The 15,147-nt window shown below is 38.8% G+C and carries 13 protein-coding genes and 1 other annotated feature; of the genes, 2 read left to right on the forward strand and 11 right to left on the reverse strand.

Annotated features, from left to right (window positions below):
• Nucleotides 1-46: 46 nt before the first annotated feature.
• The 5 genes from gcvH to AC4BHP_RS11985 all read right to left on the reverse strand — a co-directional run bounded on the left by gcvH (nt 47) and on the right by AC4BHP_RS11985 (nt 6,408).
• Nucleotides 47-430, reverse strand: a complete 384-nt coding sequence (gene gcvH, locus AC4BHP_RS11965; protein ID WP_066106469.1) for a glycine cleavage system protein GcvH — start codon at nt 428-430, stop codon at nt 47-49.
• Nucleotides 431-502: 72 nt separating this feature from the next.
• Complete coding sequence (locus tag AC4BHP_RS11970; protein ID WP_066106466.1) at nt 503-856, reverse strand: arsenate reductase family protein; 354 nt, start codon at nt 854-856, stop codon at nt 503-505.
• A 142-nt stretch (nt 857-998) separates the two neighbouring features.
• Nucleotides 999-2,783: an acyl-CoA dehydrogenase FadE gene (locus AC4BHP_RS11975; RefSeq protein WP_140461731.1), complete on the reverse strand. Its 1,785-nt coding sequence runs from the start codon at nt 2,781-2,783 to the stop codon at nt 999-1,001.
• Between the two features lie 66 nt (nt 2,784-2,849).
• Entirely contained in the window at nt 2,850-4,028 is a 1,179-nt protein-coding gene (locus AC4BHP_RS11980; protein ID WP_140461732.1) for an acetyl-CoA C-acetyltransferase, read from the reverse strand.
• Nucleotides 4,029-4,065: 37 nt separating this feature from the next.
• Nucleotides 4,066-6,408 (reverse strand): 3-hydroxyacyl-CoA dehydrogenase/enoyl-CoA hydratase family protein, encoded by a 2,343-nt coding sequence (locus AC4BHP_RS11985; RefSeq protein ID WP_490552553.1) that lies wholly within the window; start codon nt 6,406-6,408, stop codon nt 4,066-4,068.
• Nucleotides 6,409-6,635: 227 nt separating this feature from the next.
• Here AC4BHP_RS11985 and AC4BHP_RS11990 point away from each other — a divergent pair, with 227 nt between their 5' ends.
• Entirely contained in the window at nt 6,636-6,764 is a 129-nt protein-coding gene (locus AC4BHP_RS11990) for a YuzL family protein (protein ID WP_077248114.1), read from the forward strand.
• 101 nt (nt 6,765-6,865) lie between these two features.
• On the opposite strand, the gene arcC is transcribed toward AC4BHP_RS11990, so the two are convergent.
• From arcC to argR, 5 genes are all read right to left on the reverse strand, one after another.
• Nucleotides 6,866-7,828, reverse strand: coding sequence for a carbamate kinase (gene arcC, locus AC4BHP_RS11995; RefSeq protein ID WP_066106453.1), 963 nt, complete (start codon nt 7,826-7,828; stop codon nt 6,866-6,868).
• Between the two features lie 44 nt (nt 7,829-7,872).
• Nucleotides 7,873-9,288, reverse strand: coding sequence for an arginine-ornithine antiporter (arcD, locus tag AC4BHP_RS12000; protein ID WP_066106450.1), 1,416 nt, complete (start codon nt 9,286-9,288; stop codon nt 7,873-7,875).
• Nucleotides 9,289-9,358: 70 nt separating this feature from the next.
• The gene (gene argF / locus AC4BHP_RS12005) at nt 9,359-10,369 is read right to left on the reverse strand and encodes an ornithine carbamoyltransferase (RefSeq protein WP_066106447.1); all 1,011 of its coding nucleotides are present in this window, start codon (nt 10,367-10,369) and stop codon (nt 9,359-9,361) included.
• A 48-nt stretch (nt 10,370-10,417) separates the two neighbouring features.
• Nucleotides 10,418-11,650, reverse strand: coding sequence for an arginine deiminase (arcA, locus tag AC4BHP_RS12010; RefSeq protein WP_066106443.1), 1,233 nt, complete (start codon nt 11,648-11,650; stop codon nt 10,418-10,420).
• 231 nt (nt 11,651-11,881) lie between these two features.
• Nucleotides 11,882-12,337, reverse strand: a complete 456-nt coding sequence (gene argR, locus AC4BHP_RS12015; RefSeq protein ID WP_066106440.1) for an arginine repressor — start codon at nt 12,335-12,337, stop codon at nt 11,882-11,884.
• A gap of 142 nt (nt 12,338-12,479) precedes the next feature.
• Nucleotides 12,480-12,690: a binding site (T-box leader), on the forward strand.
• Between the two features lie 52 nt (nt 12,691-12,742).
• On the opposite strand from argR, the gene argS reads away from it, so the two are divergent.
• The gene (argS, locus tag AC4BHP_RS12020) at nt 12,743-14,428 is read left to right on the forward strand and encodes an arginine--tRNA ligase (protein ID WP_490552427.1); all 1,686 of its coding nucleotides are present in this window, start codon (nt 12,743-12,745) and stop codon (nt 14,426-14,428) included.
• 79 nt (nt 14,429-14,507) lie between these two features.
• Here argS and AC4BHP_RS12025 read toward each other — a convergent pair whose 3' ends face one another.
• On the reverse strand, nt 14,508-15,131 hold the full coding sequence (locus AC4BHP_RS12025; RefSeq protein WP_139892259.1) for a hypothetical protein: 624 nt from the start codon (nt 15,129-15,131) through the stop codon (nt 14,508-14,510).
• Between the last annotated feature and the right edge of the window lie 16 nt (nt 15,132-15,147).

Consider the following 15,147-nt stretch of genomic DNA (forward strand, 5'->3'; position numbering starts at 1 on the left):
AAGGAAAGAAGCTGACGAATGACCCCAAACTTCTCCCCTCTATTGACTACTCTTCTTTAGTCGCTGTTTCGTATTGGCCAGCATCCATTAATTCATCATATTCGCTGATTTCGGATGGTTCAACAACTACCATCCATGCTTTTTCATATGGAGATTCATTAACATATTCTGGACTATCCGCTAATTCTTCATTTACTTCAACAACTGTCCCACTGATTGGCGCATACAATTCAGATACTGTCTTAACTGATTCTACACTGCCAAACGGTTCATTACGGGTCAATTGATCACCTATTTCCGGTAGTTCCACAAATACGATGTCTCCCAATTCTTTTTGAGCAAAATCAGTTATTCCAATTCGAATCTTACCATCCTCTTGTTTAACCCATTCATGCTCAGCTGTATAACGTAATCCCGCTGGAATGCTCATGATTTAATCCCCCCAAAATGTATGTATGGTTCCTATTTATCATGACATCAAACTGGTTATTTGACAATTGTTTCATGCCCAGATTTTCTGGTAATTTACCTCTTTGAATCCTACTGTTACTTTTTCTCCATCAAATGCGATTGGGCGCTTGATTAGCATCCCGTCTGATGCAAGCAAGGTAAGAATTTCATCTTCAGACATATCCTTCACTTTATCTTTTAACCCAAGTTCTCTGTATTTCATCCCACTTGTGTTAAAAAATTTCTGAAGAGACAATTCACTTTTTTGATAAATTATTTCTAGCTCTTCTTTCGATGGAGGATTTTGCGCTATATCAACTTCTTGATAGGATATTCCCTTTTCATCAAACCATTTCTTTGCTTTTCTGCATGTCCCGCATTTAGGATACCAGTATAATGTAATCATCGTTTTATCACCTCAATTGAAGCATACCACATTTTTTCATCTATCTTAAACGGATATACTTCTGCTCTAGAAAAGGTAACAGGTCTAACATAGCAGGAAAAGAAAAAGCCTGGTTTTCACCAGACCTCCATAGTATAAAGGATTAAACAGTGTAACGCTCAGCATCAACTAACTTTTCTGAAGCTTCACGTTTAAGTGCGATTACATTGATTGGTGTGAAACGTGTGAATTTACGTAAAGCTGATGTCATCATACGTAATGTATCACCAGTTTCTGTTGCCACTAATGTTTCTTTAGCATGCTTCTCGATTTCGCCAAATGCTTCCTGGCAGAAGATTTGAGTATAAAGAAGTTTTTGTTTGTTCTTTTCTAAGCCATCTTTTTTGATTGCTTTTTCTGTACGAAGAACAACTGATTCCATCGCATAAACGAAAGAAGCAATATCCGCAATATTAACAAGAATTTCTTGTTCTTTTTCCAGCTCAGTACCATATTTTTGCGCAGCCAATCCTGCAATCATAATACCAATCTTCTTAGCATTTTTCACAAGATGTTTTTCTTGATCAAGCGGCTCTGTACCTGGCTCTTCAGGCATAAGCATCATGAGTCCTTCAGACAGCTCCTGTGCTTTTTGTAATAACGGCAATTCACCTTTTAAAGCTTTTTTCAGGAATGTACCTGGTACAAGCAGACGGTTAATTTCGTTTGTTCCTTCAAATATACGGTTAATACGAGAATCACGGTACATTCTTTCAATTTCATACTCAGCCATAAATCCATAGCCTCCATGAAGCTGAACCGCTTCATCCACAACATAATCTAAAACCTCGGAAGCAAAGAACTTATTTAAGGAGCATTCGATTGCATATTCAGCAATTGATTTTGCTACTTCTTTCCCATCTTTTACTTCTTCATCACTTAGGCGGCTCATTCTTTCCTCGAATAAACCAACTGTCCTATAGACGGAACTTTCAGCTGCGTATATTTTGGAAGCCATTGTAGAGAGCTTTTCTTTTGTTAAATTAAATGAAGAGATTGGTGTTTTAAACTGTTGGCGTTGATTAGCATACGTAGCAGCTAATTCAAATCCTCGTTTGGAAGCACCAACAGCTCCTACTCCCAATTTATAACGACCGATATTCAAAATGTTAAAGGCAATTACATGACCTCTTCCTGCTTCTCCCAATAGGTTCTCAACAGGTACTTCTGCATCCTCAAGAATTAATGTTCTAGTTGAAGAGCTCTTAATCCCCATTTTCTTTTCTTCCGGTCCAGTAGACACACCTGGATACTCTCTTTCTACGATAAATGCAGAGAATTTGTCACCGTCGATTTTTGCATATACGACAAATACATCAGCAAAGCCTGCATTTGTAATCCATTGTTTTTCACCATTTAAGACATAGTGAGTTCCTGCTTCATTCAATTTTGCTGTTGTCTTTGCGCCAAGTGCATCAGAGCCTGAGCTTGGTTCTGTTAAGGCATAGGCTGCTAGCTTTTCCCCGGTAGCCAATAATGGAAGGTACTTTTGTTTTTGTTCTTCGTTACCAAACAAAACGATTGGCAAGGAACCAATACCAACATGTGCTCCATGAGAAATAGAGAAGCCTCCTGCACGGGATAGTCTTTCTGAAATAAGGGCGGAACTAACTTTATCCAAGCCTAATCCACCGTATTCCTCCGGTACATCTGCGCCCAATAGACCCAGTTCTCCAGCTTGTTTCAATAGTTTTACAGAACGGTCAAACTCATGATCCTCTAAATATTCCACCTGAGGCAATACTTCATTTACTAAATAATCCTCAGTCGTTTTTGCAATCATTTTATGCTCATCTGTATAGTCCTCAGGTGTAAACATATTCTCTGCTTCAATATCCTCAATTAAAAACGCTCCGCCTTTTAACACTTCTTCTGTTTGATTAGCCATTTTTCTTCCCCCTTATTTAGAGATGACTGGGCTCTCGTTGCCAATCATCTCATCGCTTATAACTTTTTATGCTAATAATTCAAATACTCCAGCCGCGCCCATTCCTCCGCCAATACACATCGTTACGACTCCAAATTGCTCATTTCGTCGTTTCATCTCGTGAAGGAGACTCAAGGTTAATTTAGCTCCAGTACACCCAAGTGGATGTCCTAATGCAATGGCACCGCCATTTACATTCACCCTCTCCTCATCCAATCCAAGTTGACGAATTACCTGAATGGATTGGGAAGCAAACGCTTCATTTAATTCGAACAATCCAATATCAGATAAACTTAAGCCTGCCAGTTTAAGAGCTTTAGGAATTGCTTCTACCGGACCGATTCCCATAAGTTCCGGTGGCACTCCTGCGACTGCAAAAGAACGAAATTTTAAAAGTGGCTTGAAGCCATCCGCCTCGGCTTTTTCCCGATCCATCAGTAATACCGCTGCTGCTCCATCACTGGTTTGTGAAGCATTCCCGGCTGTTACTGTTCCTGTGAGTGAAAATGCAGGCCTCAGTCTAGCAAGCACTTCCGTTGTTGTCCCTTCTCGTACTCCTTCATCTGTTGTAAATTGAACGGAGCGCTCTTTTAATTTATTGTCTGATCCTACTTGACGAAAAGTGACATCAACAGGAACGATTTCATCTTCAAATTTCCCATCCCGAATGGCCTGTGCTGCTTTTTGGTGACTGCGTACTGCAAAGGCATCCTGGTCTTCACGGGTAATCCCAAATTTCTTAGCAACTTCTTCAGCCGTATGTCCCATACCCATATAATATTCAGGAGCTGCTTCTGCCAGTTTCGAATTGGGACGAACTACATGTCCCATCATCGGAACCATACTCATCGATTCAACCCCACCGGAAATGACCGTTTCAGAATGTCCGAGCATAATTCGCTCTGCTCCATAAGCAATGGATTGCAGTCCTGATGAACAGTAACGATTGATCGTTATAGCGGGTACATTGTATGGTAAACCTGCCAAGGCACCGATATTACGAGTCACATTGAGCCCTTGCTCTGCTTCAGGCATAGCGCATCCAAAGATCATATCATCAATTGGTCCATCGTAATTTTCTGCTCGTTTTAGCGTTTCCTTTACTACTAATGCACCTAAATCATCTGGTCGAACATTTGCAAGAGTTCCTTTTTTGGCTCTGCCTACCGGGGTTCTGGCTCCGGCTACAATCACTGCTTCTCTCATGCCAATCCTCCTCTTAATCACTCAAAATACGGATCTATTAATTGCGTAATGGTTTTCCTTTAACAAGCATATGTTGCATGCGCTGCTGTGTTTTTCCTTCTTGGACAAGGCTGATAAATGCTTCTCTTTCTAAATCAAGTAAATACTGTTCATCTACTTCTGTTCCATAAGGCACTTTACCGCCAGCTAAAACATAGGCAATTTTTTGGGCAATCTTCAAATCATGCTCTGAAATATAGCCTGAATACAGCATGGATTGCGCTCCTAGTAACAGAGCCGCATAACCAGGTTCTCCTGATACCGGAATTTTTTTGCGCACCGGTGGCTTATAACCAGTATCATGTAAAGCAATAACAGCCTGTTTCGCATCGTATAACTGATGATCCGGATTAAAGCTGATTCCATCGTTACTATTCAGGAAGTTATTCTCTCTTGCTTCATCAGCGGAAGTAGATACTTGGGCAGTAGCAATCGTTTCAAACACTTTAATAGCAACTTTAGTAATATCGAAATCAATACCATTCGGTAAGCTATCCAGATGTTTAATATACAGCTCTTTATTTCCGCCTCCGCCAGGCAACAAACCGACACCCGTCTCAACCAATCCTATATATGACTCAGATGATGCCTGGATTTTTGCGGCTGGCAAGCAAATTTCAGCTCCTCCGCCAAGCGTCATATTAAATGGCGCAGCGACAACCGGTTTATTGCTGTATTTAATATTCATCATTGCTTGCTGGAATTGACGTGTAATCATTTCTACATCAAATATATTGTCGTCCTGTACTTCCATTAAAATCATGGCCAGGTTGGCTCCAACGCAGAAGTTTTTGCCCTGGTTTCCGATAACTAATCCTTTGTAGTTTTTATCCACTTCTTCAATTGCATAATTGATCATTTGAATAATATCAAAGCCAATCGCATTATTCGGAGAATGGAATTCTAGCAAAGCCACACCATCACCAATATCAATCAGGCTCGCACCGCTATTTTTCTTAATGACCCCTTTTTGTTTCTTAATCAACTTCAGATTTATGATTTTTTCGTTTACTTCAACCTCTTGATATTCACCATTTGCATAATAAAGGGTTCCGTTATCCCCTTCTTTATAGAAGGTTGTGTTACCGTTTTCAATCATTTGTGTGATCCATTCAGGAATATTGCGTCCTTCCTCCTGCATCCTGGCAACGGATTTCTCTAAGCCAATTGCATCCCAGGTTTCAAATGGTCCAAGCTGCCAGCCAAATCCCCATTTCATCGCCTGGTCGATTGCGACAATATCATCTGCAATATCGCCAAGTAGTTCTGCTGAATAGAGTAAGGTAGGACTGATAACATTCCATAGCAATTCACCGACTCGATCTTTCGCATAAATAAGCGCTTTCAATTTACTTGCGGCGCCTTTCTCCTGCTTTGCCATATCAAGCGAAGGTGCTTTTAGCTTTTTACGCTCTACATATTCCAGAGTAGACGGGTCGAGCTCCAGTATTTCTTTACCTTTTTTCAGGAAGAATCCCTGCCCTGACTTACTTCCCAACCAGCCGTTATCAAGCATTTTTTTCATAAATTCAGGTACTTCAAATATGGATTTTTCTTCTTCATTATCTACATTGTCATAGACATTTTTAGCTACATGGGCGAATGTATCTAGACCCACTACATCCAGCGTACGGAACGTTGCACTCTTTGGACGGCCAATTAAAGGACCAGTTACAGAATCTACTTCCCCGACACTGTAGCCGCGCTCCATCATTTCACGAACAGTTACCAATAAACCGTAAGTCCCAATGCGATTACCGATAAAATTCGGGGTATCTTTAGCAATTACAACCCCTTTTCCTAAAACATCTTCTCCAAATTGTTTCATCGCTTTAACTATTTCAGGCGATGTTGCTTCTGTCGGGATAATTTCCAAAAGCTTTAAATATCTAGGTGGATTAAAGAAATGAGTGCCAAGGAAATGTTTGCGGAAATCTTCTGAACGCCCTTCCGCCATTGCCTCAATGGAAATTCCGGATGTATTTGAACTAATAATACTGCCCGGCTTTCTATATTCGTCAATTTGTGAAAACACACTTTGTTTAATATCAAGTCTTTCAACAACGACCTCAATAATCCAGTCGCAATCATTAATTTTTGACAAGTCGTCTTCAAAGTTTCCTGGCTCAATTAAAGATAAATTTTTCTTGGAGGTTAACGGTGCAGGTTTTTGTTTAAGTAGTTTTTGAATGGACATTTGAGCCAATCGATTACGGACTTGCTTGTCTTCAAGAGTTAGCCCCTTTTTTTCCTCATCCGCGGTAAGTTCTCTTGGAACAATATCCAATAGCTTAACCGGAATTCCAATGTTGGCTAAATGTGCTGCAATCCCTGAACCCATGACACCTGATCCAAGTACAGCTACTTTTTTAATTTTAAGGTTCAACATTAATCCCCCTTTAATTTGAATGAATACTCATTCATTTTTATGACAAAAAAATATGGAATAAAAATCCTACATCTTTAACTATAAAAGATTTTCGAAAATTCCGCAATTAAAAAAGCCATAAAAATGGTAATTTGTTAGAAAGTTTTTATTTGGTCAAACTACTACTGGAGGTGAATTTAATGGCGAAGCTTAAAAAGAATCCAAGCAAAGAAGGAGTCAGTGCGGCAAGTGTAAAAGGCAATGCTGGTCCGCACCATGAAAAACATTATAATAAGGTAAACAGCCAAAATAACCAGTTTAAAAAATAGTCTGCACCTGTTTTATACTATGTACAAGGCGTACTTTTTCGCTCCTATTAAACGCACATAAAATACCCCAAATCTAATGATTTGGGGTATGTGTTTCATCATTATGCCATTACTGTCTCTTCCTGCATAGATATAATCGTTCCCGCATTTCCTTTCAATGCATCTAATGCTTTTTCGAGAGATGTAATAATAGTAGTACGGCCAGGTCTTGATTCTGCAAATTGAATAGCAGCTTCTACTTTAGGAAGCATACTGCCCGGTGCAAAGTGACCTTCTTCAGCCAATGCCTTTATTTCATTGGTTGAAATAGATTCCAGTTTTTGCTGATTAGGCTGATTGTAGTTTATGTAGATATTGTCTACAGCAGTCAAAATAATTAATGAGTCTGCATCCACTAATTCTGCTAACTTCTCAGAAGCAAAATCCTTGTCGATTACTGCCTCAACACCAATCAACTCGTCGTCAGATTGCATAACTGGGATACCGCCGCCTCCTGTAGAAATAACAATTTTTCCACTTTCCACAAGACTATTAATGCTCTTATGCTCCAGGATGCTGACCGGTTTCGGTGAAGGAACGACTCTTCTCCAACCTCTGCCTGCATCTTCCTTAAAGGAAGCACCAGTCTCCTGGATCAATTTCATCGCTTCCTCTTCTGTATAAAAAGGACCAATCGGTTTTGTAGGATTCTTGAAGGCGCCATCGTTTTCATCAACTACGACCCTTGTTACAATGCCCACTACATCTTTATGAATTCCTCTTTTGCTTAGGGCTTTGTCCATGGCATTTTCCAACCAGTATCCAATCATACCTTGTGACATCGCTCCGCAAGTATCAAGTGGCATTGCTGGATTTTTCTCTGAATCAGCCGCTTTTTGCTGAAGAAGGATATTTCCTACTTGTGGACCATTACCATGCGAAATGATAATATCCATTCCATTTTCAACAAGCGTTGCAAGCTGTTCAGCTGTCTTTTCTAGTGCCAGCTGTTGAGCCTTTGCACTGGCATCTCCGGATTGAATGGCATTACCGCCTAAAGCTATCACTACTTTTTTTCTTTCCATAGTTGATTCAATACCTCCAAAAATCAGTCTGTATTTAGAACTCATTAAATGGAAATAGTTCCATTGATCAATCCAACAATCGCCATACCGGCAAATACAACAAACGCTGCTGCAATAGCCAATTCTGTTTTCGTAAATACTTGTTTAATATTCGCTTCTTTCTGTACAGCTCTGTAAATCAGGATACCTGGTGCATATAAAAGCATAGTTAATAGTAAGTATCCAATACCGGCTGCATAAACCATCCAAACACCATATACACTTGCCACAATACCAACAATAATGTTTTTCACGCGATCTGCGGCAGTATCTTGTAAGGAATATTTCAATTGATAGAATGCTGTAAATGCATACGGAATTAAAATAGCTGAAGATGCCAATGAAAATGCAAAGTTATAAGCTTGCTCAGATACAAGGAATGTCAATAGGAACACTTGAATCAGACCATTTGTAATCCATAAAGAATTAGACGGAGCCCCATTTTTATTAACTTTTGCAAACCATTTAGGGAATAATTTATCCTTACCTGCTAAGTAAGGAATCTCGGATGCCAGCAATGTCCAGCCCAACCAAGCACCTAGGACAGAGACTATTAATCCAAGATTGATGAATGTTGCTCCCCATGGACCTACCATTTCTTCAAACACATATGCCATAGACGGATTAGCCAAACCGGCTACTTCTGCACGATTCATTGCACCGATAGACATAATATTAATTAATACGTAAATGATTAACGTACTAATCAAACCAATGACAGTCGCTTTACCAACATCCTTTTTGTCTTTCGCACGGCTGGATAAAACAACCGCTCCTTCAACCCCAATGAACACCCAAAGTGTTACAAGCATAGTGCTCTTTGTTTGGGACATAACATCACTAAATTTGAAGCCAGCACCAGTTCCCCAGAAGTCGTCTAAGAAAATATCCGCATTAAAAGCAAAAATACCAATAATGATAAATAGGAAAATAGGAACTAATTTTGCAATTGTTGTTATTGTATTTACAAGTGTTGCTGAGTGAACTCCTCGTAAAACTAAAGCATGCACAGCCCATAGCAATACGCTGGCACCAATGATTGCAGCTATGTTTTGTCCACCTTCAAACATAGGGATAAAGTAACCAATGGAAGAGAACAAAAGTGTAGCGTATGCTACGTTACCTAACCATGCAGACAGCCAGTAACCCCAAGCACTGTTGAATCCCATAAATTTACCAAATCCAGCTGAAGCATAGCTGTAAACTCCACCATCAAGATCCGGTCTTTTATCATTCAAGTTTTGGAAAGATAACGCTAGCGCGACCATCCCTATACCAGTAATTGTCCATCCTAAAATAATTGCACCGGGAGAAGCTGCACCAGCCATATCTGAAGCAAGGTTAAATGCTCCTCCTCCAATCATAGAACCTATAACAATGGCAATTAAGGCAAATAAGCCAATCTTTTTATCTTCTGCCATTTTTTCTTCACCTCGTTAATTTGATAATGGTAGCAGGGAATTGTGTAGAACCAATTCCCTGCTCATCTACTTATTCAATATTTCCTAATGTCAATGCCATTACAGATTTGATTGTATGCATTCTGTTTTCAGCTTGATCAAATACTTTGGAATGCTTGCTGCGGAAGACTTCATCTGTAACTTCCATTTCAGCTAATCCGTGCTCTTCATGAATCGCACGACCATAAGAAGTTTCTAAGTCATGGAATGCCGGTAAGCAGTGTAAGAAGATCACGTTGTCATTTCCAGTCATTTTGATCATATCCATATTCACTTGATATGGAGCTAATAAAGCGATACGTTCTGCGAACTTGTCTTCTTCTCCCATTGATACCCAAACATCTGTGTAGATAACATCAGCGCCGGATACTGCCTCTTCAACATTAGATGTGATTGTTACACGGCCTTGGGACTCTTTTGCTAATTCCTTAGCAAGTTCAACAATAGATGCTTCTGGGAATAAAGATTCCGGTGAACAGATACGTACATCCATACCAACTTTTGCACCGCCGACAAGTAAGCTGTTTGCTACGTTGTTACGGCCATCCCCAACGTATACGAATTTAACGCCTTTTAAGTGGCCTACATTTTCTTTCACTGTTAAGAAGTCCGCTAAAGTTTGAGTTGGATGCCATAAATCTGTAAGACCATTCCATACAGGAACTCCGGAGTGCTCAGCCAAAGATTCCACTTTTGCATGTTCAAAGCCACGGAATTCGATACCATCAAACATACGGCCTAAAACTTTAGCAGTATCTTCAATAGATTCTTTTTTTCCAAGTTGGATATCATCTTTTCCAAGATACTCAGGATGAGCGCCTAAATCAGTACAAGCTACCGTAAAAGCACAACGTGTACGAGTTGATGGTTTTTCAAATAATAAGGCAATATTTTTACCTTCCATATAACGGTGAGGAATGCCTTGTTTTTTCTTTTCCTTTAACTCAGCAGCAAAATCAATCATGTGTAAGAATTCTTCTTCAGTGAAATCTTTCTCAGCCAAGAAACTTCTACCTTTAAGGTCTGGTCTTGTTTTAATCATTTTATATACTCCCTCCAACGATAACCTTTTAATCAACTAAATCTTTTATTAAATGTCTTCACGTACTAGAGGCATGCTCATGCAGCGTGGGCCCCCACGGCCACGAGACAATTCAGAGCTTTTGATTTCAATAACTTTTACACCATGTTTGCGTAAGCACTCGTTTGAGATATAGTTACGGTCATATGTAACAACTACACCAGGTGCAATCGCCAGTGTATTGGAACCATCATTCCACTGTTCACGTGGAGCTGCGATTTCATCTCCGTCACCACAAAGGATGATTTCAAGTTCAGGCAAGTTAAGCACTTCTTTTAAAGTCTCTTTAATGTCAGTACGGTGTGTGATATTTACATTAAATTCATCAGCGCCTTTTTCAAGGATGTAAATATTCATTTTACCGCCAGGTCCCTGAATCATCGGATGCATTGTAAATTTATTGTAGTCTACCATTGTAAATACAGTATCCAGGTGCATGAATGCACGGCAGCTAGGTATTTCAATAGCTATTACTTTCTTGAATTGATTTTGTTTATTCAAGATGCTAAGCGCGAATTTTTCGATTGCTTTAGCAGATGTTCTTGCTGAAACACCGATTGCGACTACTTCTGGGCTTAATACCAGTTCATCTCCCCCCTCAATTGGGTTATGATAAGTACGGTCAAGCCATACAGGAACATCTTTACCAGCAAAACGTGGATGATGCTTGATAATATATTCCATGAACATGGACTCTCTGCGTCTTGCAGGTTCGCGCATGTTATTAATTGTTAAACCGTTTCCGATAGCTGCTGCCGGGTCCCGCGTAAAATACAGGTTTGGCATTGGATCTGTATAGAATGGATAATGGTCTTCCATCAATTCATACAAATGTGTTTTTTTGCTGATCTCCAGTTCATTTTTGCGGATACCGGACATAATTTTGTCAACCATGTCTTCATTTGAAAATGATAATAAATACTCTTTAAGATTTTCAAATGTACCCTGTACCTTTGCATTGCTTTCTTCAAGCATGCGGCTAACAAATTCCTCTTTCACTTCAGGATTTGTAAGAGATTCTGCAGCAAGCTTCTCAAGGTATAAAACTTCTATTCCTTGATCTCTTAGTGTATTAGCAAAATAATCGTGCTCTTCCTGAATAATCGGCAAATAAGGAATATCATCAAACAATAGTCTCTCCAGATATTCCGGAGTAAGATTTTCTACTTCTTTTCCGGGACGCTTTAACATTACAGTTTTTAAAGTGCCGATTTCAGAAGTAACATGAATTGGATTTGTCATATTGCCTTTCCTCCTGCACACCTTATTTTTCTTACATTTTTAGTGTAAAGGAACGAAAAAAAGAGATTTGTGATTTTTTACACACAAAAAATGTGTAAATCCTCACATAAATCTCTTTAAATAGAAAAGTTTATGTATGAATATTCAATTAATTATTTTTAATTTCCTATTATTTCGCATAACTATGTATATTTTTTTGCATATCATACTTGAAATATAAAAAAATATTTCTTATAAATTTGCAACTGTTCTTAACCTTTCTTCCAGGGCCTCTGCTTGATGGATTGTACGGCAAATAATCATACAGGTATCATTCCCACATATAGTTGCCGCCTTCTCTTCCCACTCAAGTTCATCTAAAATTGCCCCAAATGAGTGGGCATGGCCAGGTAATACTTTTAGGATAATAAAATATTCTATTCTTTCAATATTTAATAATGCGTCTTGCATTTTTTTACGTAGTTTCATTGTGTCATTGTACTTATGATCTCCGATAAATCCATACTTCGTCCCTCCGGTCTTAGATGGATATTTTACCAGGCTTAATTCCCGGATATCTCGAGAAATGGTGGCTTGTGTAATATGCAACCCTTGCTTAGATAATTCTTCGACCAGCTGTTCCTGAGTTTTAATTTCATTATTCTGAATTACCTGCTTAATAATAGCGAGTCTTTTTTCCTTATTCATAATAAAATACTCCTTTTACTAAGTTCTATAATTCTATTTATACTCATTTGTGCATAGATGAGCAATATATTCATACAAAAGAATATTTTGTATTGACTTTCTATTCGGAATTTCTATACTATTTGTATATAAAATAATAAAGATAATATTTATGATGAAGAATAGTACTTAAAATACAAATTATAGCGAGCCGGGAATGGTGAGAGCCTGGTATTAATGGTTTTAAGGAACGCCCTTCTGAAATGCTCATTCGAACAACTTTAGTAGTTTGGGCCGGACTTTTCCGTTATAAAGTTAAGGTGGTTCATTAGAACAAGCAGAGTGGTACCGCGGGTTTACAGCCCGTCTCTTAAAGATTTTTAAGAGGCGGGCTTTTTTTATTATATTTTACTGGAGGCTGAGGATATGGATATAAAACTAGATGTAGCTTCTCATATGAATGAAGTACTAAAAGGTGACTTAAATCTTGAAACATGCTTGTCTTTGGTCGAAACCCCAAAGAACAAAGAGCATGGAGATTTGGCATTTCCCTGTTTCACTCTCGCAAAACTGTGGAAGCAATCTCCGCAGAAAATTGCAGTAACATTAGCTGACCAACTAAAGGATGAACGTTATGAGGATGTAAAAGCTATTGGACCGTATGTTAACTTTTTCCTCGATAAAAAGTCTATCAGTGAAAGAGTAATGAATACGATATTAACTGATCAACATCAGTACGGCACACTTTCTCTTGGACATGGTGAAAATATCGCAATTGATATGTCTTCACCCAATATCGCCAAGCCCTTTTCGATGGGGCACCTTCGCTCCACAGTAATCGGAGCCTCTATAGCCAATATTATTAAAAAATGCGGTTATACCCCTGTTAAAATTAATCACATTGGTGATTGGGGCACTCAATTCGGAAAATTAATTGTAGCCTATAAAGCTTGGGGAAATGAAGAAAAAGTTAAAAAGAGTCCCATCAGCGAACTTTTAAAGTTATATATTATCTTTCATGAAAAAGCTGAAACAGAACCTGAGCTAGAGCAACAGGGACGTGACTGGTTCAAAAAACTGGAAGATGGGGACGAAGAAGCCACGAAATTATGGAAATGGTTCAAAGAAGAATCCCTGAAAGAATTCGAGAAAATATATGAGCTGCTTGGCATTCAATTCGACTCTTTTAATGGGGAAGCTTTTTATAATGATAAGATGGCAGAGGTTATAGAAATAATTGAGAATAGCGGCCTGCTTGTAGAAGATCAGGGTGCCATGGTAGTCAAATTAGAGGAAGAGGGATTAACACCTTGTTTAATCAAAAAATCCGATGGTGCGACTCTTTATGTAACACGGGATTTATCAGCTGCTTTATACCGTTACCGTACCTACGACTTTGCCAAGGCTGTATATGTAGTCGGAAATGAACAATCCTTACATTTTAAACAGCTTAAAGCTGTTTTAAAGAAACTTGGATTTGACTGGGCTGACGATATTTCACATGTACCATTCGGAATGATTATGAAAGACGGCAAAAAAATGTCAACTCGTAAAGGAAGAGTGGTCCTCCTCGAGGAAGTGCTGGCCGAATCAATCGAGCTTGCTCGTAAGAATATTGAGAATAAAAATCCTGATTTAAATAACAAAGATGAGGTTGCAAAACAAGTAGGCGTAGGAGCTGTTATATTCAACGATTTGAAAAATGACCGTATGAATAATATTGAATTCTCGCTCGAAGACATCCTAAAATTCGAAGGTGAAACCGGTCCCTATTTACAATATACAAATGCTCGTGCCCATTCTATTCTTAGAAAGGCCTTCACTCCTGCTAGTGCATCAGCAGGCTTGAGTGATGAATATAGCTTTGATATTGTAAAGCATTTGCTGGCATTTCCATCCGTGATTGAGCGGTCTTTCAAAAAAATGGAGCCATCCGTTATTGCTAAATACTTGATTGACTTGGCTCAATCATTTAATCGCTATTATGGACATATACGCATATTAGAGAATGACAGTGAATTGCAAAATCGCTTGGCTTTAATAAAATCAATTACCATCGTTCTTGAAGAAGGCATGCATTTATTAGGAATGGAAGCACCGCAGGAAATGTAATCCCAGCTAACCTTCAATAAAAAATATCGGAGAACCGCTTCTATGATACACGGTTCTCCGATATTTTCTATTAAGACCATTATGATTGAATTGTAAATTCAGGTACCCCTTCGAAAGCGGCTAATTCATCAGCTGTAAATTGCACTCTAATCTCTTTTTTTTCATGAACCTGTAAATAAGCTGTTACTTGTTTTTCTTTCTTTACCGAATCGGAAACAGGAAAATGCAACGTTACCTGCTGTGATTGATGCTCATAATTTTGCAGTATAATTTTGCATTCATACAGATTACCTTCATCCTGCTCTTCTATTGTACATTCGCTTTCCAAATATTCTATAGCATTAGCTCCATTCTCAGCAGCATAAATATACGTTTTGGCAGAAGTACTTAATAGACTGTTAATTACAAAAGGAATAGCAAACAATAAGACAACCAAGAATACCGGTTCAAATTTCATATATTTCTTTAAAATCTGAGGATGCTCCATAAATAGCCATTTCAAAAATAACAAGATTCCGCTGACCTGAATGATAATGGATACAATCCAAACATAAGAGACCCCAATCTCGGCTGTAACAGGAATAGAGTACGCTTGAAACAGTTGATGGCCTATAGTTTCATCCTGACCGGGCCATTTCAGTTGTAATACTAACCCCCAAATAAATATAACTGCTCCCAGTGTATGATAGGAAGTTTTGATCACATTACCCCTCCATCCC

It is taken from the genome of Pradoshia sp. Z4_20, from assembly GCF_058216035.1.